The following is a 20569-nucleotide window of genomic DNA, read 5'->3' on the forward strand; positions in this document are numbered from 1 at the left end:
CCATCAAGACGGCGGTTAGGTAAGTATTTAATAATTCATTTAAAAACATATAGTTATATATATCAGCTTGATAGGGGGGTGAAGATGATCTAGCGGGCAGTGTTTAATATTTACCCATCTTGGTGCTGTTCGGGATCTGTTTGGTGCACAAATTACTACTAAAGTGGTATCTGTGAGTTTATTTGAAACAAATCGAAAATATTTGTCTAAATCTCGTTTTTCAAAACAAATTTTTGAGTTTAACTATTTGTTTTAAATGGGCTTTAATGCCTGTGATAGAAAAGTGATAAGTTCGTGAATTGGTTGGGACATGTGCTTCTTATACTGGATTTGACTGTTAAATAAGGACCGCAAAAGGAGCGAACCATGGATCTCAAGTCATCTCTGTTAGCAATGCCGTTTATTGCTGTAAGTACATTAAGCCAAGCCGCGGTAGTAGACGTTAAAATTACTAACTTAACGCAAGGTATTTACTACACCCCTTTATTAGTAACTGCACATACTTCTGACGCCCACCTATTTGAAGTAGGTTCAGCGGCATCGCCAGCCCTACAAATGATGGCAGAAGGTGGAGACATCTCTGGTTTAGTCACTATTGCCGACGGTATTGGCGCAGTGTCATCAGCTAATCCAGCGGCTGGTTTATTAGCACCAACCGATTATGTGATGGTGAGTGACCTAGATACTGGCAGCAACACCCATCTGAGTATTGTTGCCATGTTACTGCCAACCAATGATGGTTTTGTAGGTAAAGACAGCTGGGAAATTCCAAGTGAAGCAGGTACTTATACCTTCTACATGAATGGTTACGACGCCGGCACCGAAGCCAACGATGAGATTGTAAATGGCGGCGGAGCTTCTGGTACACCGGGTATTCCTGCAAACCCTGGCATGAATGGTGGAACTGGCGGCAGTGGCGTAGCTACAGCATCAAGCAATACCAACATTCATATTCACCCTGGTAATGTGGGTGACCAAGATGCAACGGGCGGCATGAGTGACCTAGACAGCCGTATTCACCGCTGGTTAAACCCAGTTGCAAAAGTGGTTGTTACCGTTAAGTAATTAAGGAGGATCTATGGCTATCTCAAGTTTTAGTAAGAGAGCCTTGGCCGTAGCGGTAATGGCGGCAGGACTAAGTGCATGTGGCAGTGATGACGAGAAAATCGTCGTGGTTGAGCCAGATACGCTAGAGTATGAAGTAACCATTTACAACGACACCTCGGCGCAGCCCTTATCACCAGCTGTAGTGGGTATTCATAGTGCAACCATCAGTTTATGGTCGCTAGGCACTTCTGCTAGTGTTCCTCTAGAAACCATGGCTGAAGGCGGCGACGCTAGCCAGTTAGCAGACATGTTTACCGATGATAATGTAGCAGTAACTGGTGCTGGCGCTATTGGCCCAGGCGCTTATGAAACCTTAATGATTAGTGCAAGTGAGCGCAGCGATATGCAACTATCACTAGCCACTATGATGGTGAATACTAACGATGCATTTACCGGGCTAAATGGTATTGATATTGGTGGCTTAATGGTGGGTGATAGCATGACCTACAGTTTGCCAGCCTATGATGCAGGAACCGAGCAAAACAGCGAAGCAGTGGGAACGATTCCTGGCCCAGCTGATGGCGGTGAAGGATTTAACGCGGCACGTGATGATGTAATGAATAAAGTTTCGCGTCATCCCGGTCTAGTTACACAAGCCGACGACCCTGCGTCAGTATTGCTGCCAGATCATCGATTGTCTGGCACTGTGGGAAGAGTAGTGATTACTCGTACCAACTAGCGCAGAGAACACTACACCCGTACTTAGGTGCGGGTGAGTGCCTTACTCATTGTGGTCGTTCATTACAAGGAAAGGAGCCTATATGTCCCCGCGGATCCTGGTCATTGAAGACGACCACGATATTAATAACCTGATCACCATGAATCTAAACGACATGATGTATCAAGTAGAAAGCTGCGAGAATGGCGCGCAAGGTTACGCCAAAGCCAGCAGCGATAACTTCGACTTAATCGTGCTTGATTTAATGCTACCCGGCATGGACGGTTTAGACATTTGTCGGCAACTTCGCGCCCAACAACACAATACGCCAATTTTAATGCTCACCGCACGCGACTCAGAGGCCGATAGGGTAGTGGGTTTAGAAATGGGCGCAGATGACTACCTCACTAAACCCTTTAGCGTGCGCGAGTTGCAAGCAAGAGTGAAAGCCATGTTGCGCCGCGTTGATATGCTAGTGCAAAGCCAGCAACAAACTGATGCTACTACCATGCAGTGGAAGGACTTATCCATCGACATTGGTCGTCGCCAAGTATCGGTGCGTAATCAGGCGGTGGAGCTTACCTCTACCGAGTTTGATTTACTGCTGCATCTGGCCAAGTCACCGGGTTTAGTATTCAGCCGAGCTCAGCTATTAGACCAAGTTTGGGGCTATAAACACAGTGGCTACGAGCACACCGTAAATTCGCATATCAATCGACTACGCACCAAGTTAGAAAGCGACCCTTCTAATCCTGAATACGTGCTAACTGTGTGGGGAGTAGGGTACAAGTTTAATGATGTTTAGATTTATCAGTTCTTTTTACAGCAAGCTGATGCTGGCCGTGGTGGTGTGTTTTATTTTAGCGGGTGGCTTGTTACTGGGCTTGGCTCATCAAAGCTCGCAGCAGTATCAAAACGAAATTGAACAAAAACTGCATTTACAATTAGCCGAACATTTAGTTTACGAAAGCCAATTGTTTAAAGATGGAGAGCTTGATCCGAAAGCGATAAAGCAGGCTTTTCATTCGATGATGATCTTAGGGCCAAGTTTTGAGTTCTACATTCTTGATACCGCCGGCAAGGTGGTGACCTACTCAGCCGATCCCAGCAAAATCAAACGCCGGCAATTAGATCTAAAGCCAATTCGAGATTTTATCGACGGGTCTAGAGCCATGCCGATTATTGGCGACGACCCTCGTTCTCCCTCAAGAAGTAAGATTTTTTCGGTGGCCGAAATTCGCGAAGGCAATAGCTTAAAAGGTTATCTATACATCATCATTGGTGGCGAGATCTACGACAGCGTTGCCGAGCTGCTGCAAAGCAGTCACATTATGAAATTAAGCATGCTGGGGCTTTTGTTCATTTTAGGTTTTAGTTTGTTGGTGGTTTTTCTTATCTTTGGTTTGCTTACCAAACCACTGCGTCGCTTAGCCAAGGATATTGATCAGTTTCAGCATGTTGGTTTGGAGCAAACCGCCAACATTGCAGGGCATTGGCAAAATAACTCTCACGATGAAGTGCAAAAGCTAGGCGCTGCCTTTAGTGATATGGCCACCACCATTAAGGGCCAATATCAAAAGGTTAAAGACACCGACCAATTGCGCCGAGAGCTTATTTCTTATGTTTCTCACGACCTGAGAACACCGCTAGCATCACTGCAAGGTTACTTAGAAACTTGGCAGTTAAAACACCGAGACTTATCTCCGGAAGAAGGTGAGCAGTTAATTAAAGTGGCTTTAAGTAGCGCGCGTAAAACCTCGAGCTTGGTGGAGCAGCTATTTGAGCTAGCCCACCTTGATAGTGACCAAGCGACGATTAATGAAGAGTCAGTCGCTATTGCGGAGTTGGCGCAAGACGTAATTCAAAAGCTCGAGTTAGCTGCCCAGAAAAAACAGGTGGTAATGAGTGTAGAGCCGCAAGATCCATCCTTAGTCGCCTGCGCCGATATTCAACGTATTGAGCGAGTGTTTACCAACTTGTTGGAGAACTCGATCCGTCACTGCAGCGAAGGCGACGAGATTAAAGTAACAATCGACCAAGCAGAGCAGGGCAATAAGTTAGCCATTACCGTAAGTGATACGGGCACTGGGATCCCCAGCGATGATTTACCACATATCTTCGACGCCCATTATCGGGCGGCCAATCGAGCTAAAGATAAAAGTTCACATGGCGGTTTAGGTTTGGCCATTGCTAAACGAATAGTGCAACTGCATCGTTCATCAATTAGCGTTGAGTCCACCTTAGGCGAAGGCACCCGTTTTTGTTTTACCCTAGATAAACCTATGTAATTCTGCACTTTTCACTGGGCTGGCGCTTATCGGTGTAGCCCAGTGAATGTTGATAGTTAGGCGCTGGTTTGTGCAGTTTCTAACTTCTTCTCGTGGCTGCTTCTTGCTCTATACAACTTCTGATTAAACTACGCGTTCTGCGCATATGTTTCTTGAGTTAAATTCATTAGTTTGAGGAAACAGAACTGCGTACACTCCGCGCTTCTTTTGGTTACCAGCAAATAAATTACCTTATGTTTTCGCAATCTATTCTGGCTCAAATGCTGAGAATACTGCTGTTATTAAGCTTAACGTTGCTTGTTGTGCATCACTCGCCAGGTTTATTAAAGCTGTTGGCTGAACAGGCTATGAATAGCGGCTGCCATCAAATTAATGATGATGCCTCGCAACATCACTCTCACCACCATTCTCATCATTAAGTAAGAGGTTTACATGAGTATTTTTCGCTTTCCTGCATTGGTTTGGCTAGGCATTGGTATTTTGGTTATCTCACTTGGTATTCGCCAGTCCTTTGGTATTTTCATGATGCCAGTATCAGAGCACTTTCAGTTAGGCAGAGAGTTTTTTAGCTTTGCCATTGCTTTGCAAAACCTGTTGTTTGGCATGTTCCAACCTTTTGTGGGGATGGCTGCAGATAAGTGGGGAGCAAAACGAGTAATAGTGTTGGGAGCGGCTGCCTATGCGCTGGGTTTATATTTAAGCTCAATCGCCACGCTTCCTAGCATGTTGTATCTATCTTTGGGTGCATTGGTAGGGTTAGGGCTTAGCGCCACGAGCTATGTGATTGTATTAGGTGCAGTGGCTAAAGTTGTGCCAGCAAAACATGCTGCAAAGGCTTTTGGCTTAACTACTGCGGCAGGCTCCTTTGGTATGTTTGCAATGATCCCAGGTGCGCAACTTATGCTAAGCCAAATGGGTTGGCAGCAAGCTCTGCAAGCTTTTGCTTTGTTATGCGCCTTAATGGTGGCGTTTGTCATGTTTATGAAAACCGCTAAACTTAGTACTGAAAATCAAACGGTGCTAGATGATAAGCAAACCCTTAAAGAGTCCTTACAAGAGGCGTTTTCTCATAAAGGTTATTGGCTTATTTATGCCGGCTTTTTTGTCTGTGGTTTTCATGTGATGTTTATTGCCACTCACTTGCCGAGTTATCTGGCCGATAAAAACTTAAGTGCCACAACCGGGGCCATGGCTTTGGCCTATGTAGGGATCTTCAATATTTTTGGCTCGTATTTTTGGGGCGTAATGGGCGACAGATTTAGCAAGCGCCATGTTATGTCGGCCTTGTATCTTATGAGAACTATCGTGATCGCTGGTTTTGTGAGTTTGCCGGTGACCGAGAGCACAGCGGCATTATTTGGTGGCGCTATTGGCTTTTGTTGGTTAGGTACTGTGCCGCTTACCTCGGGTTTGGTTAGGCAAATATTTGGCGCTCGCTACTTATCCACCTTGTATGGCTTAGTGTTTTTTACGCATCAAATTGGTAGCTTTTTAGGTGCTTGGGTAGGTGGGCGTATTTACGATTACTACGGCTCTTACGAACCTATATGGTGGTCAACTGTGGCACTAGCTTTTATTGCAGCACTGATTCATTTGCCGATTAATGATAAACCGGTAATGCGTTTGGCAACTGCGAGTTGATCCTATCAGGGTGATATAGGTTTACCTCTTCTTAACACGTCTTTGGACAAAAGCGTGTTTGGGTGATGACTTATTCAATGGTGTTTCGGATTAGCGAAAGTATGGAACAGTTGGTGTTAACGCCACATTAAGGCTTGGAGTAACGTGCGCTACACTTGAGCGAAGCGAAACCAGCGCACGTTACGAAATCGCTCTTGAATGCATTGTTATGAAGCTTTTCTATCCGCTGGGTGATTTACCCCATCTTTAGTCACCACATCGCCAAGGTCAAACGGGTTAACTCCTTCCAAGCAACCTATGTTAAAGCCGTATTCGTTAGGATTTGAACGCCTTTGGTGATGAGTGTAAATACCACAATTTGAACAAAAATAGTGGTTCGCTGTATTTGTATTGAACTGATAGAGCTTGAGAAATTCTTTACCTTTGAGGATTTGGATACCACTAAGGTCAACAGAACCTACAATAGCACCCTTTCTTCTGCAAATTGAACAGTCACAGCGTCTTGGGTTTTCTATACCATTAGGCAACGTAAGCTCTAAAACTACCGAACCACAATGGCAAGTCGCCTTATGTTTGGGCAAAACTTTCGTATTGCCAACCTTTTTGATCATGTTGAAGCCTCCTCGTTTCATAACGCTTCAATCAGCCGGAGCGTCAGCGATCGGCTGAATTGGCTTGTTAGGGCTGAACATTGCCATAATCCTGCATTTTATCCAAGAATGGCTGAGTTAAGTCTGCTCGCCCAGCCATACCGACTAACTGCCCAGCTGCGATAAATCCAAGGGCTCCGGCAACGCCCAATGCATGATTTAGTTCTGTTGCATCGTAGTCAGCTGAAATTTTTCCTGGTAGATGCCTGCGACTGACCTGCATAAAGCCGGTATGAGTAAAATCATTCATTGACTTCCAAGCGACACCTTTGAACTTAGAGAGAACAAAATCTTTGTCATCAATCTTACTTTCGTACTCCGACACCAATGTACCAAAGGATTTATCTATTTTTCTCTTCTTAAACTTCTTCAATTCTATGTCACTAGCACAGTACAGGATCCATAACCCTCTTACGACTGACTCTGTTAGTACTCTCAAAATCGACATGACAGAACCATATAGCTGAGATGAGTACAACAGACCAATTGCTGCCTGATGCTCTAGAGCCACATCAAAACAGCCAGAAGCCAACAACGACCTTTCATCGGCAGGTATAACAAGACCTGACGTTGTTTCGTCTATCCAGAACACAGCGTCCATGTATTTTTCGTATTCAGTTGACATATCTTGTGGCCCTAACGCCGCGTTAAGGTGTGAGCATCGTTTGGCTAAACTTGAGCGAAGCGAAAATGGCAAGCGTTGCGAATCACTCTTAAATGCTTTGTTATTTTTGTTTACCTTGGTGCTACCCAAGACTTTGTTTCATAGTCATATACCGTACAATTAGCGAAAGTCTTATCGATATCACTCAGGTGCCTATAGTTTACACTTGGCATAAAATGAACAATGTATGTTTCGACTATCGAGCTATAACCCTCACCATAATCGTCAATATCATCAAAATAAGCCTCTAAAAACGCTTCGTCACTCTCAGCAGTACCTAGAATCAGAGAGCTATTATTCGAGTAACGTATGAGTTTGACCTCAAGCTTTTGTTTTTTTAGATCAGAATATAGCTCTTCCCCTATTGGAAACACTTCCATGCTTCCAATTTTACTCACTTTTTGAGGTGATCCTCCGAGAGAGGATAAATGAAATTTAAGCAATACATCCACTTGCTGTCGTGCTAATTTTGAATGCTGACTAAAAACATCTTCTTGAATTGAACGAGGGTCAATCGTAGTGTTTTTTAGCAACAAATAGCTAAGCGTACCCTTTATATTTATCTCAAAAAGGTGAAACTCATTGATTACTGTTTTACGTACCAAATTTGCCTCCCATGAGGATAAACATAACGTCCCAACCATGGGCGGATTGAGCAGGTTAAACTAAGAGCGGAACAACGAAAGCCTGCGAAAATCCGTCCGCGTGGGTTGGTTTGTTATGTGGATAGTTCACGAGTGATTACGTTCCATATAGGTTCAAAGAACGCAATTTCATCAGCATTCTTTGGCATCCTTTTCCACACACTATCTATTGGATAAGCAACTGCTCCATTGTCGAACAGTACTGCCAGCTCAAAGTCTTGATCATCTGTAGCAGCCATCCACTTACCACCCGTCTGTTTGAGCATATAGTCACCAAACAAGACTCCCAATCCATAGCCTACGACAATTTCTGGCGGTTTTTTATCACTTGCGGACTCAGACCAGTTGTTAAAAGCTATATCTAAGTTCTCTGGTGTAACCACATCAGTAGATGCATAATTTCTTAGCAATTTCATGCCATTGCTACGGGGAGTAGCAAACCAATCTTCTTTTTCTGGAGATATATTTATCAAGCCATTTTGCATGAATCACCTCGTACCACGTAACAGTTTATTAAGAGGAAAAACTCCTTGTTTAAACAAGGGGTTTTTCCTCTTATCACACATTTGATAAAACCAAGGTTATCACCTTTCCTAAGCTGCATCAGCCACCTAGCTCGAAAAATAACAAAAGCATCAGCAATAAAGAATGCAAGCCTTTGTGGAAAGAAGGAATCACAGTTCACATGTGTATAGTTACAGTGCTTCGTCCATAAAAGTGAAAAGATTAAGGGTACATAGGTTTACTAATAGTAATTTTGAGGGAGCGGTAACACGTAACGGGGCAAAACGTTTCACACACTAGATAGCCAAGACTGTGCTTTTCAATCCCATCATCTTCGCCGAGTAGCGCAAATAAACAAGGGAGCAGAGTTGAAGTCTGTTTGAGCGTAACGAGTTACTTCAACTCCCTTGTGAATGCGCAACGGAGGATCTAAGAAGATGCAGGGCGAGTTTTCTTTTTGCTTAGCTAAGCTTTGCTCGTTGAAGCTTAATGACGTCGCCGCAGGCGAAAGCTTTTACTCTATAGCTAACACATAAAAGGGCATAAACGAGCTATCCATTACTTTAGCTAAACCTAGTCATCTACAAATTGTTGTTTTTAAAACATAAAAAAGGCCGCTTAACTAGCGGCCTTTGTCTGCTTGTTAGATACCCTGATAGCTCAACTTATGGGTTGTAGTTATCGTGAGTATTGGTCAATTTGTAGAAAGTGACTTTTGCGTAGTCGCTATCGTTACTGCTGTTGTCTTGCAGGTAGATGCCGGCTTTAAAGTACATGTAGTTGCTGGAATCATCGTAACCACTGCCAGACATGTTGATAGTTTTGCTGGCGAGCTGGCTACCATTTTGGCTGATCTTGGCAGTAAGTGAGTCGCCATTCACCGTAATGGTATAAGAGAACTCTTCGTTCAAGGCGATACCGTTTGATGGGTTAGAGGTGCTGTTTAAATCACCGTTTGAACTCACCATGCTGCCTAGTAGGTTGTACCACGTTTCGTTACCACCGTCTGATTTCGACGTTTCGTGGGCAAAGTAAATAGCACCATTACTGTTACCCGGTAGTTTGTGGTAGTAAAGGCGGATAGGTTCGTTCCCCTCAGCATGAATTTGCCCAATCACAATTCGGCCCACTTGCTCGTTGTTTGAGCTTGTTGTGGTCACGTGATTTACCGCAAGGGTGGCGTCTAGTACGCCGTCAATGCCGCCAAAGGCGCTTTGGCTGCTACTTGGTATGCTTGAGAATGCCCAGTTGTTGTCTTTACCGCTTGTTGAATACGAGGTATCTCCGCGGCGTAGCATTTCGCGTAATTCGGTGCGTACATATTTGGTACCACTAGAGGTTGTTACCCCTTTAACTGGCGTGTAAAACACCATACCGCCGTCGCTACCGGTGTAGAAGTAGCTATCTTCGTAACTTGCCGCTAGCTCTACTTCTTTAATTGAAGTGGCGTAACCGTCGCCTTCATCTACTGGAATGCTTAGATACCAATCCAATAGATCAAAATTGCCAGAAGGTGCTTTAGACGCATCTAGATTGTGGTCACCACCGCCGCTACCGCCACCTGAGCCGCCGCCAGATGTATCATCGGTTCTGGTTAGCTCCCATTGCTGGTTAATGTTGCCGCTGCTTGATGTCCAAAGGTAGAGTGATTGGCGCAGTGCGGCGCCGCCATTGCCATCGATAGAAAAGCCTGGTGCATTGCGTTTTTCAAAACGGTAGATCTCGGTGCCACTGGTTACTTTAACTTTCTTCCAGTGTTGGTCGTAGTTGCTGGAATCACATACCTCTAGGGTAACGGCTTGACGCTTAGCACCACCCGTTCCACCATCCCAACAAAGGCTAGTACCCTCTTTCTTGTAAGAGTAGTAACCACTTCCATGGCTAATTTGCACCCAGTTTTGATTTACATTGGTGGTTTTGGTTGTCCATAGGTAAAGCTGCTGTCCTTGAACAGCGCCGCCGTTACCGTCAATTGAGTAGCCCGTTTCCATCTTTTGCATGTTGAAAGTTGCAGCAGTCGCCAACGAAGAAGATAGCGCTAGAACAACAAAGCAAAGTGATTTTTTTAGTGCTTTACCATTAACGAGTGTCTTGTTCGAATCAGTGCATTTATCAATAGGTTTCATTACTCATTTCCTTATTTGTAAAACCTTGTTGCTTATTGTGAAGTTACATTAAGGCAGACTAAGACGAGCGGGTTTATCCTTAGTTGCCCAGCCTTCTGCAGGCCACGGCTTACCAACTGCTTAAAAGTAAATGACCAACAGCGTTCATAAACGTGATGATTTGTTTATGAAATTTGATGTTAGCTTTGTTGATGATGAAAAAATCAGCGACGTACTGCAATAATGTGTTTTTATAATACAATTGTTGTTATTTTGTGAACTAGTCATACAAATATGAAATTAAATGTTGCTTTGATTGTTTTTTAAGCTAAAGCAAGGTTTACCAGTTTTAGCCTTATTTGGTGGATTTTTAGCCTTTTTAAGCTGGGTTACTGGTTAAGTTTGAATTGAAGGCTCTTTTGTCACCTATACAAAAACCTAAAATTGTATGATTTATATGGGCTTTAAGTTTGTTGAATGCTGGTCGATGTGCTTAGCGGGTAATAAACAAGTTACTTTGTTGTATGTAACTTATTTGGGTTACATTTTACAAGGTAACCAATTTGAGTTACCTTGTTCTCAATGAAGAGGATAATACTATGCAGCAGGTAGCCGTTCTTACTGGGGACTTGGTTGGCTCTAGCGAGTTAAACAGCCAAGATTTTGCAAAAATTTTGCAGCGATTAAGTGCTAGTTTGGCTTTAGCCAGCGAACGCTACCAATGTCGCTACGAAATTTTTCGCGGTGATGCTTTTCAGCTGGTGCTAAATGATCCACGCCAAGCATTAGAATGTGCTTTAGCAATTCGTTTAGATTTAAAATCCTCTGGCGATAAAAACTTAGCTTTTGATGCACGTATTGGGATCGGTATTGGCGAGATTGATCCTTTGGCAGAGTTTGTGTCACGCTCAAATGGTGAAGCATTTGTATTATCTGGGCGCGGACTAGATAGTCTTAAACGCCACTATTTGGGAATATTTAGCAACGACACTAAGTTTACGCAACGTATTGAATTGCTGACCAAATTTGCCGACCATCAAGTGCAAGAGCTTACCATTAAACAAGCGCAAGCCTTGTCGTTATACTGGCAGCTCACTGAGCCAAGCCACGCAGCACTGGCGGCGCAACTTAATAGTTCGCGGGTTAATGCCACCAAGTTGCTCAATCAGTCTCAGTACCAATTGCTAGAAGAATATAAACTGTTTTTTATCCAACTTATGGAAGAGTTTTATTATGGAAACACTGGCGCAATTCGCTCTTAGTATTGGCTTAGCTTATCTGTTGTTAGAGTTTTATTGTTTACCAAACTCTTGGCTAGAAGCCATTCAGCAAAGTAAGTTTGCAGCTGGTGGTTTGTATTTTCGCGCCCTGCTTATCACGGTGTTGTTTGCAGGCATAAGCATGTTTTTTGTATCAGCACTTGGCCCTTTATTAGCAGCTATAGCGGCATTGTTTATCGCCAGTGTGTTAATTGCTGGGGTAAGTGCTTACTTGCCCGATAGAAGCCGTTATTATCTTGGCCAGCAACTAGCCCAGCTTGCAGTATTGTTGCTATTGGTTGTGGAGCTAAGCCAAGCCTGGCCGCTAGTGAGTGTGCTCTTCGAGCAAGCGATGCAGGCCAAAGTATTAGTAATTATTTTTGCTTATTTACTTATTTGGGGGCCATGTTCAAAGGTGCTTGGTTTAATCTTGCAGCGCTGGAGCCCACTTACTGAACAGCCAAAGCAAAACTTACCCATGGCTGGGCAGGCGATTGGCATGGTAGAGCGCAGTTTGGTGCTTACTTGTGTATTGCTCAATCAATTTGCCGCAATTGGCTTTATTGTTACCGCCAAATCGATTTTTCGTTTTGGCGACCTAAAAGATCATACCGATCGAAAACTTACCGAATATGTAATGCTGGGTACTTTACTTAGTGTTGCCGCCAGCGTGTTTATTGGCCTTGCGGCTCACGCTTTGTTCCATATTCTCTAATCATGCCTAAACAAAAGAACCTATTACAATGCGCGATGCTTTATCTGCACAACTAAAAAATACCTTTGGCTTTGATGAGTTTCGCCAAGGGCAAGCTCCGGTGGTGGAGCGCTTGTTGGCTCAGCGTTCTTGTTTAGCGATTTTTCCCACAGGTTCGGGTAAATCGTTATGTTATCAATTTACCGCCTTGCAACTGCCACACCTTACTTTGGTGGTGTCTCCTTTATTGGCTTTGATTAAAGATCAGCTGGCTTTTCTACAGGCTAAAGGCATTGCTGCAGCCAGTTTAGATTCCACCTTAACTGCGGAACAAAGTAAGCAGGTAATGAGTGAGGTGCGCAGTGGCAAAACTAAAATATTAATGGTTTCGGTTGAGCGTTTTAAGAACGAGCGTTTTCGTCAGTTTATTGAATCGGTAGCTGTGTCTATGTTGGTGGTAGACGAAGCGCACTGTATCTCTGAATGGGGGCATAACTTTCGCCCCGACTACTTAAAGCTGCCGCAATATCGCCAAGAACTTAACATTCCTTTAGTGCTGCTATTAACCGCCACGGCCACCAAAAAAGTTAAGCTAGACATGGCCAAGCGCTTTGCTATAGCAGAAGATGACATCGTGCAAACAGGCTTTTATCGAAACAACTTAGATTTAAGCGTGCAAGCCTGCAGTAGCAACGATAAACAGCAACAGCTATTAGCGTTTATTCGCCAACAATCGGGTGCAGGCATCGTTTACGTTACCTTGCAAAACAGCGCTGAACAGGTGGCAAGCTTTTTACAGCAACAAGGCGTAAACGCAGTTGCCTATCATGCTGGTTTTGCCAATGAGCAACGCCAACAAACGCAAGATGATTTTATGGCGGGCAAAGTACAGGTGGTGGTGGCCACCATAGCTTTTGGTATGGGGGTAGATAAAAGCGACATACGTTTTGTATTGCATTTTGATTTGCCTAAATCAATAGAAAACTACAGCCAAGAAATTGGCCGAGCAGGGCGCGATGGCCAGCTTTCGCACTGTTTAACCTTGGCGAATTTAGACGGTTTAACCACGGTGGAGAACTTTGTATACGGCGATACGCCTGAGCAAAGTGGCATAGAAGCCTTGTTGGCAAACATTCAGGCTGAATCTCAAGGCGAGCAATGGGAAGTGCAAATCAACAGCCTGTCTAGCCTTACTAATATTCGCCAACTGCCACTAAAAACCCTATTGGTGCAATTAGAGATTCAAGGTCTTATTAAGCCTTTATATGCCTATTATGCTGATTTTAAGTACAAGTTCTTAGTAGACAAAAGCGCAGTGCTAGCGCGCTTTTCTGGTGAGCGCTTACTGTTTATAGAAGCAATTTTTGCTCATACTCAAATGAAAAAAATATGGGGTAGTCTTAACTTTGATGGCCTGTATCAGCAGTATCAAGCAGAGCGCTCCAGAGTAGTGGCCGCGCTAGAGTATTTGGCAGAGCAGGGCTTAATCGAGTTAGAAACCAAGAAGATTACCGAGGTATATCAAGTAAACGCAGCGGGTTTGGCCGACCCTCAACTTGCCAGCCGTTTAAGCCAGTACTTCAACGATACGCAAACTAAAGAGATTAAGCGAATTGCCCAGTTGGTTCGTTTCTTTGAACTAGATTCTTGTTTAAGTTACCAGTTAGCGCGTTACTTTGATGACCACAACGCGCCCGCACAATGTGGCCATTGTAGTGTATGCCGCGGGCAAGTGGCTAAGTTGAGTTATTCTGCGCCGCTTAAGCAGCTAGACGATGCTCAAGTGTTTAATTACTTACAAGAGCTTAAACAACATTTAAGTGCCAGCCAACAAGCGCTGCTTAGCCCCATAATGGCCTGTCGATTTTTAACTGGGGTGACCAGTCCGTGGTCTACAAAATTTAAACTTCGCCAGCTAGCTGGGTTTGCCTGCTGTGAAAAACAGCCATACGCAAATACCTTGCAACAAGTAGAGAGTTTGTGGGAGCAGCTTGGTTAATAAGCTTACTTAACAGCGGAGCGCTAAGGCAAAGATGGGGCTTTAGCTCGAGGCGTTTTAGCGTTACTCACTAGGAATAGGAAGCTTATGTGCTTTAAGAAAACTAAGCTTGTCCCAGTAGCCGCGTTGTAACACGATTAAGCCGTTTTCAAATTGAAAGAAGCCGCATCCTCGTAAACCGATGGGATCTTTCCATTCCAGTATTGCCCACTCACCATCTTGGAATATGTTTTCTACAATACAGACCATTTCAGCATTAGAAAACTCGTTGCTAAACATTTGTTTAATAGCTGCTTTTCCAACAACTGGTTGATTCGCTACTTGATGGTTTACCGCGTTTTCGCTGTAAAACTCGGCAATTTTATCTGCATCGCCTTGGTTAAAGGCATCTACCCATTGTTGAACGATTTGTTTTGGTAGCATTGCTATCTCTTTGTTGAAGTTAACAGGGATTAAATATGTTTAATCTAATGGGTAATTGCAATGGATGTTAGCTACTAGACTGGTGCGTTTGGCTAACCTTCAACATTCAAGCTCTAATATTCAGCAGAGTGCTTAATGGTGGTCTCTCCCTGTTAATTGGTACTGTTTAGGGGTCATACCATATTCCTTTTTAAACAGGCGGATGAAGTGTGAAATATTATCGTACCCTGTTTCAAAAGCGGTATCTGTAACCGACATGTTCTTTAGGTGCAGCTTGGATCTTTTTAGTCGCAGCTTAGTCATATATTCCTTAGGAGTATATTTTGTCGTTTGCTTAAATTTTTGACTGAAGTTAGACAAAGACATTCCTACTTCTTCGGCCACCTGTGACACAGATATACCGGCGTTATCATTAGAGCCAAAGATACGAATAGCGATATTTATTGGATGGTTTTTGTGGTGCTGAATAATCTCGTTACAGCTTTCAAGTTTCATCAACTCGTAGACCATTTCCTGGCAAGTTAGGTCGATAAGAAAGCGCATGTTCTTATCCTGATCCTGCAAAATCTCTTGAATTCGCTGGTGCAGTACCGCTGTTCTTTCTGAGTAAGCGCTAAGTGCAAAGGTCGAATCACTAAATTGTTGGGGAGGATCTAATTGCAGGTTGTCAGCGACTCTTTGGCCCACATAGTCAATGATTTGGTCGCCAAACTCGTATACCAATGCTTTAGTCGATTCTGGCATTGTCATGTGTACGCTAGCGTGCGGAGGAATGAGGATAAACTGGTCTTTTGTGTAAACAAAATTCTCTGATTGGTTCACACTCACCTTTTTCTCTCCGTCTAAAATTGTACACAAACGGGGCGCATCGTAAGAGCGGTACTGGTCAGAAAAGTGTTTGGGCAAGGCATAAAACAACATGTTTAGGCTATCTGTTGAGAGCGCATATTCGTGTTCGGCGATCCGACTAAAATTGTTGATTCTGTGCATAGTTCGCGTCTGCCTCGGTTAATAGAGTGCGAAATATATACTGATCGTTGAATTGGCTTTTTGATCCTAGCCAGATTGCGGGCGTAAAGTAGTATGGGGTGGGGGATTAACCTAAAAAGCGGCGAAGTTACCAAGAAATTCGCCGCTTGTTGTTTTTGCTGATGCCTAAGCATCAAGCTAATTTTGCGTTACATTGCTGAAGCAAGAATCTCTACGATTTCACTATGGCTAGCTTGTTTAGGGTTAGTAAAACCACAAGCATCATTGAGTGCGTTTTCAGCCAGTACTTTAAAGTCATCAGCCTTAACGCCTAAACCTTCAAGCCCTGCTGGTATGTTTACGTCTTTTGATAGTTGACGAATCGCTTCAAGTCCTGCTTCTGCAGCTTGCTCGGCACTCAGTTCAGCGATGTCTACGCCCATTGCTTTGGCTACGTCGGCAAGGCGCTCTGGTACTACTTGCGCGTTATATTGCTGAACATGTGGCAATAAAATAGCGTTACATACGCCATGTGGTAGGTCGTAAAAACCACCTAGTTGGTGAGCAATAGCGTGCACGTAACCTAGAGAAGCATTGTTAAATGCCATGCCAGCCATAAATTGCGCATAGGCCATGTTGTCACGTGCAGATAGATCACTACCGTTTGCAACTGCAGTACGTAGGTTAGCTTGAATCATTTCAATGGCTTTAATGGCCACAGCGTCAGTTACCGGAGTAGCGGCAGTTGAAACATAGGCTTCAATCGCGTGGGTTAGGGCATCCATACCAGTTGCAGCTGTTAAAGAAGCGGGTTTAGCTAACATTAATTCTGGGTCATTTACCGATAGTAACGGGGTTACGTTTTTATCAACGATGGCCATTTTGATGTAGCGGGCTTCATCGGTAATGATACAAAAACGTGTCATCTCTGAAGCGGTGCCCGCTGTAGTATTGATCGCAATCAGCGGAAGCTGTGGTTTTTCTGATTGGTCTACGCCTTCGTAGTCTTTGATTTCGCCGCCGTTAGCCGCAAGCAGTGCAATGCCTTTTGCACAATCGTGTGGAGAACCACCGCCAAGAGAGATAACGCAGTCGCAATTGGCTTGTTTTAGTAGCGCTAAACCTTCATTAACATTGGTAATTGTTGGGTTTGGCTTGGTTTGATCGTAAACCACTGCAGAAACGCCAGCATCAGCAAGCATGGTTTCTACTTTGCCTACAATGCCTATCTTATTAAGAACTTCATCGGTAACGATTAACGCACTCTTAAAACCAGATGCTTTAATATTAACTACAGCTTCAGAAAGGCAGCCTGCACCCATTAGGTTTATTGCTGGAATATAGAAAGTACTTGGCATGATATAGCTCCACAAAAGTTATTGGATTGTTTTATGATCTTCTGGAAATGGATGCTAACAACAGGCCGAATTTGCAACTAGCTCAGCTTTTAAAAAAGTAGCTCGTTTTTTAGTAAGGGCTTTGAGAACAGGTTTGCGAGCAACAAAACCTTTGTAAAATGTGATGGGCGTCTTCACGTAGGGTTTTGTATGCTCAGTAGTGACTCTTCATATTTTCATCATATATATACTGCTAATTTAATAATATATATGAATTTTTATTCTATAAAATCTTATTAATATTTTTGTTCATAAAATAAATAATTGTTGGTAAAAAGGTCATTGCTGGTGATTTGATATCGCTTTCAAGTGGTGTTTATTAAGCTCAGCATAAAACAAAAATAACATAGTAACAGGTCAACTAGCTTTTCAATCTGGGTGGATATTCACCAAGCTTGCATAGTTCTTCCTAAATACATCGTTCTTCGGTAGCTACCCATTGAGCTACCGGTTTAGTGCTAACTGATCTCACTTTCGGGTGAGCTAATCGGTGCTGCGTAAGTGTGCACTATTCATTTATACCGCATAAAAGAAGCGGTGATATTTAAGGACGAAAATCATGTCTACACAATGGCCTAAGTCGCCAATTGCACTGGCTATGTCGAGCGCGCTAGCGTTGGCTTTTAGCAGTGCACCGGTACAGGCAATTTATACACCTTGGGAAGGCTCTTTCCATCAATACCCCGATAGCTACTATGATGTTGATGGCCAGCTAGTAGAAGAAGCTTATGAAGAACCCGAACAAGTGCCAGGGAACGGCCTATCACCTTGGGATCCAGCTGATGCAATTAAGCGCACCAGCCCAGAACATCAAAACTACCCATTATCTGATTTAACTAACCAAGGTGGCTGGACGATGGTTGAAGAACTCAGCGATGAGTTTGATAGCCCGCAGTTCAATGAATACAACTTGATGGGTAAAGAAAATGGCAAATGGTTGCCTAACAACCATATATGGGGTGGCCGAGCGCCTGCTGTTTTTGCTCCTAAAAATGTGAAGCAAGAAGGCGGTAAACTGCACCTAAGTATTGCCAATGATGAGTCTTATACTCCACATGGGTTTTGGAACGAATGGTACTACGGCTGGACTTCGGCCAGTGTTCAAAACGTAAACCCTATTCGTTATGGCTACTTTGAAGTTAAATCTAAAGTGGGCATTGGCTCTAGTGGTTTTTGGTTGTATGCCGAAACCTTGGAAGATAAAGAGTACCTATCGCAGTTTAATGAGCCCGGACATGTAAAAAGCAAGCTTGAACTAGATGTTTACGAGCAATCGGGTCGTCGCTCAGAGTGGGCACCTTACTACAATATGAACTCTTGGGTATTTATTCACCAGGGCGAAGAAATGTCTTACGTGAATGAAGAGGGTAATGAGTACACCGCGTATCAAAACGGTGGTCACTGGAAAGCCGACATTGATTTTGCAGACGATTTCCATGTGTACGGTTTTTATTGGGGGCCTGAAGAAATTACTTGGTACTTTGACGGTAAACCGATCCGTTCAATGAAAAACCGTTACTACCACACGCCACTGTATTTGCTGTTAGATACCGAAACCATGCCCGATTGGTTTGGCATGCCTAGCGCAAATGAGCTCGATTTTGCTCACCAAATTGAGTACGTGAGGGTATGGACTAACGATGAAACAGAGCAAAACTGGCGCGGTCGGTACTTTATGGACCCAACCATTAAAACCGGTGATGGCCTAAATGGTAAACCCGGTGAAAACCGAGTTGCAGCCGAATATGGCGGCACTGAAGCATATCGCGAGAAGTGGGGGAATCCGGTTAGTGGCTCACCTGAAGTGGTAACGCTGCAAGGTATCGCAGCTAAGCAAAGCCATATCGAGATTCAAAGCGATATTCCTTATGTATTGGTGCCGCAGTTTACCCCAAGCAACGTTACCGACAAGCAAATGAATTGGCTGTCTAGCGACCCTAGTATTGCTGATATCAATCGCTCAGGCATGGTTAGTGCGAAAGCCGCAGGCAGTGTAACCTTCACGGGTTCACATGCAGATCTTCCTAATCAAACCATTAGTGTGACCGCAGATATTCTGCAAATTGGTAAGCGTTTTGACTTAGAGCTGGTTAACTATGGCGCTACTGGTAAAGAAGGGGACGAAGTAGAGAACGATAACGTTTATGGCTGGGGTGTTGGTAATGGTGTGGTTACCTTTAATACCCGCGGCGATTATGGCGACTTCTTTGATGTAGACTTTGGCAGTGGTGGCACTTACATGGCAGGTATTTCTGCCGGTACTGACATCGCCAGCGGCATCGGCGCTACCATATTCATTGATGGTGTGGAGGTGCTAAGTGGTGATATTGCTTCCTCTGGAAATTGGAACGTTAATAAACGAACCGATTTAGCTGGGTCTTTTGAAGTAGCGCCTGGTACGCATACCGTGCGGATTATGAGTTCGGGCAGCTCTGGTTGGCAGTGGAATGGTGCGCGCGCCCACTTTGTTCAAGTATTAGAAGGCGATATTGACCCCGGCGACGGCGGTACCGATCCAGGTGATGGCGGCACAGATCCAGGCGACGGTGGCACAGACCCGGGTGACGGCGGCACTGATCCAGGCGACGGTGGCACCGACCCAGGTGATGGCGGCACCGACCCAGGCGACGGCGGCACAGACCCAGGCGACGGCGGCACAGACCCAGGTGATGGCGGTACCGATCCTGGTGACGGTGGCACCGACCCAACAGCTGTAACGCTACAAGCTCAAAGCTTTGTTGCTACTGGCGGGGCAAATGGTGGTTTTGAAGTTTATGATATTGCCGGTGGGCAAGGCATTAACTTTAACCAAACCGGTGATTATGCTGATTACACAGTAAATCTTGCAGCAGGCAGCTATAGCGTAAGTTTGTACGCCGCTACACCGATGAATGATGCTGGCGCAGAGCTAATACTAAATGGTGAGTCCATTGCGGTAAGCAGCATTAGCCCAACCGGTGGGTGGGATAATTTCCAAAGCCGTGTGATTACCGCCAACTTAGTGGTAACCACTGATGGTGAGCAAGCCTTACGCTTAATCAGTGTGGGGGCAGATAATGCTTGGCAATGGAATGCCGACAAGCTGGTATTTACCCCTAATTCCGATAACGGTGCCACTAACCCAGACCCTACACCCGGCGAAGTAGTTATTTCTGTTGAAGCCGAAAGCTTTACTGATACTGGCGGCAGCTACGATGGTTTTCTGGTATATGCTATTAACGGTGGCTCAGCGATTAACTTTAATCAGGCCGGAGATTATGCCGATTATCTGGTAACTATTGAGCAAGCTGGCACTTATAGCATGAGCATCGAAGCGGGTACTAACTTAGCGAATACTGGCATTGAAGTATGGGTGGATGGTGAGTCACAAGCCAGCTCTGCCATTGCCAATACCGGTTCTTGGGATGTATTTGCGAGTAACTTGGTGAGCAACAACATTAGCTTAAGTGAGGGCCAACACACTATTCGTATTATGGGAGTGGGAGAAGCAGGTTCTTGGCAGTGGAATGCTGACAAATTCACCTTAACCAAGCAATAATCTGCTTAGTTTAAACCTTAAAAAGCCAC

At 44.3% G+C, this 20569-nt stretch carries 17 protein-coding genes; 9 read left to right on the forward strand and 8 right to left on the reverse strand.

Annotated elements, in window-relative coordinates; genetic code table 11:
* Positions 1 to 366 precede the first annotated feature (366 nt).
* From LQZ07_RS09070 to LQZ07_RS09090, 5 genes are all read left to right on the forward strand, one after another.
* Positions 367 to 1065 carry a spondin domain-containing protein gene (locus tag LQZ07_RS09070; protein ID WP_152779472.1) on the forward strand — a complete coding sequence of 233 codons (699 nt, stop codon included), beginning with the start codon at positions 367 to 369 and terminating at the stop codon, positions 1063 to 1065.
* Positions 1066 to 1078: 13 nt separating this feature from the next.
* A complete protein-coding gene (locus LQZ07_RS09075; RefSeq protein WP_152779470.1) occupies positions 1079 to 1786 on the forward strand; it encodes a spondin domain-containing protein in 708 nt (235 codons plus the stop codon).
* 82 nt (positions 1787 to 1868) lie between these two features.
* Positions 1869 to 2570 carry a response regulator transcription factor gene (locus tag LQZ07_RS09080; protein WP_016402779.1) on the forward strand — a complete coding sequence of 234 codons (702 nt, stop codon included), beginning with the start codon at positions 1869 to 1871 and terminating at the stop codon, positions 2568 to 2570.
* On the forward strand, positions 2560 to 4053 hold the full coding sequence (locus tag LQZ07_RS09085; RefSeq protein WP_152779468.1) for a cell wall metabolism sensor histidine kinase WalK: 1494 nt from the start codon (positions 2560 to 2562) through the stop codon (positions 4051 to 4053). The genes LQZ07_RS09080 and LQZ07_RS09085 overlap by 11 nt, the downstream gene beginning before the upstream one ends.
* 432 nt (positions 4054 to 4485) lie before the next feature.
* Entirely contained in the window at positions 4486 to 5694 is a 1209-nt protein-coding gene (locus LQZ07_RS09090; RefSeq protein WP_152779464.1) for an MFS transporter, read from the forward strand.
* Positions 5695 to 5900: 206 nt separating this feature from the next.
* Here LQZ07_RS09090 and LQZ07_RS09095 read toward each other — a convergent pair whose 3' ends face one another.
* The 5 genes from LQZ07_RS09095 to LQZ07_RS09115 form a co-directional block, all read right to left on the reverse strand.
* A complete protein-coding gene (locus tag LQZ07_RS09095) occupies positions 5901 to 6305 on the reverse strand; it encodes a GFA family protein (protein WP_152779462.1) in 405 nt (134 codons plus the stop codon).
* A gap of 67 nt (positions 6306 to 6372) precedes the next feature.
* Complete coding sequence (locus LQZ07_RS09100; protein WP_194164048.1) at positions 6373 to 6969, reverse strand: hypothetical protein; 597 nt, start codon at positions 6967 to 6969, stop codon at positions 6373 to 6375.
* Between the two features lie 110 nt (positions 6970 to 7079).
* On the reverse strand, positions 7080 to 7613 hold the full coding sequence (locus LQZ07_RS09105) for a hypothetical protein (protein WP_152779458.1): 534 nt from the start codon (positions 7611 to 7613) through the stop codon (positions 7080 to 7082).
* Between the two features lie 113 nt (positions 7614 to 7726).
* Entirely contained in the window at positions 7727 to 8137 is a 411-nt protein-coding gene (locus LQZ07_RS09110; protein WP_152779456.1) for a DUF3806 domain-containing protein, read from the reverse strand.
* Between the two features lie 684 nt (positions 8138 to 8821).
* Entirely contained in the window at positions 8822 to 10282 is a 1461-nt protein-coding gene (locus LQZ07_RS09115; RefSeq protein WP_152779454.1) for a polysaccharide lyase family 7 protein, read from the reverse strand.
* A gap of 578 nt (positions 10283 to 10860) precedes the next feature.
* Here LQZ07_RS09115 and LQZ07_RS09120 point away from each other — a divergent pair.
* From LQZ07_RS09120 to LQZ07_RS09130, 3 genes are read left to right on the forward strand one after another with little or no spacing between them, the layout of a single operon-like run.
* The gene (locus LQZ07_RS09120; RefSeq protein ID WP_152779452.1) at positions 10861 to 11523 is read left to right on the forward strand and encodes a hypothetical protein; all 663 of its coding nucleotides are present in this window, start codon (positions 10861 to 10863) and stop codon (positions 11521 to 11523) included.
* A complete protein-coding gene (locus tag LQZ07_RS09125; RefSeq protein ID WP_152779450.1) occupies positions 11495 to 12235 on the forward strand; it encodes a DUF3307 domain-containing protein in 741 nt (246 codons plus the stop codon). Before LQZ07_RS09120 ends, LQZ07_RS09125 begins: the two co-directional genes overlap by 29 nt.
* Positions 12236 to 12263: 28 nt before the next feature.
* Entirely contained in the window at positions 12264 to 14213 is a 1950-nt protein-coding gene (locus tag LQZ07_RS09130) for an ATP-dependent DNA helicase RecQ (protein ID WP_152779448.1), read from the forward strand.
* Between the two features lie 63 nt (positions 14214 to 14276).
* Here LQZ07_RS09130 and LQZ07_RS09135 read toward each other — a convergent pair whose 3' ends face one another.
* The 3 genes from LQZ07_RS09135 to yiaY all read right to left on the reverse strand — a co-directional run bounded on the left by LQZ07_RS09135 (position 14277) and on the right by yiaY (position 16963).
* Positions 14277 to 14636, reverse strand: a complete 360-nt coding sequence (locus LQZ07_RS09135) for a nuclear transport factor 2 family protein (protein WP_152779446.1) — start codon at positions 14634 to 14636, stop codon at positions 14277 to 14279.
* Positions 14637 to 14768: 132 nt separating this feature from the next.
* Positions 14769 to 15626: an AraC family transcriptional regulator gene (locus tag LQZ07_RS09140; protein WP_152779444.1), complete on the reverse strand. Its 858-nt coding sequence runs from the start codon at positions 15624 to 15626 to the stop codon at positions 14769 to 14771.
* A gap of 188 nt (positions 15627 to 15814) precedes the next feature.
* Positions 15815 to 16963 carry an L-threonine dehydrogenase gene (gene yiaY, locus LQZ07_RS09145; protein ID WP_152779442.1) on the reverse strand — a complete coding sequence of 383 codons (1149 nt, stop codon included), beginning with the start codon at positions 16961 to 16963 and terminating at the stop codon, positions 15815 to 15817.
* Between the two features lie 598 nt (positions 16964 to 17561).
* On the opposite strand from yiaY, the gene LQZ07_RS09150 reads away from it, so the two are divergent.
* On the forward strand, positions 17562 to 20540 hold the full coding sequence (locus tag LQZ07_RS09150; protein ID WP_152779440.1) for a carbohydrate-binding protein: 2979 nt from the start codon (positions 17562 to 17564) through the stop codon (positions 20538 to 20540).
* Positions 20541 to 20569 lie beyond the last annotated feature (29 nt).

This window comes from Agarivorans sp. B2Z047, assembly GCF_023373605.1.
In the GTDB taxonomy this organism is placed as follows: Bacteria; Pseudomonadota; Gammaproteobacteria; order Enterobacterales; family Celerinatantimonadaceae; genus Agarivorans; species Agarivorans albus.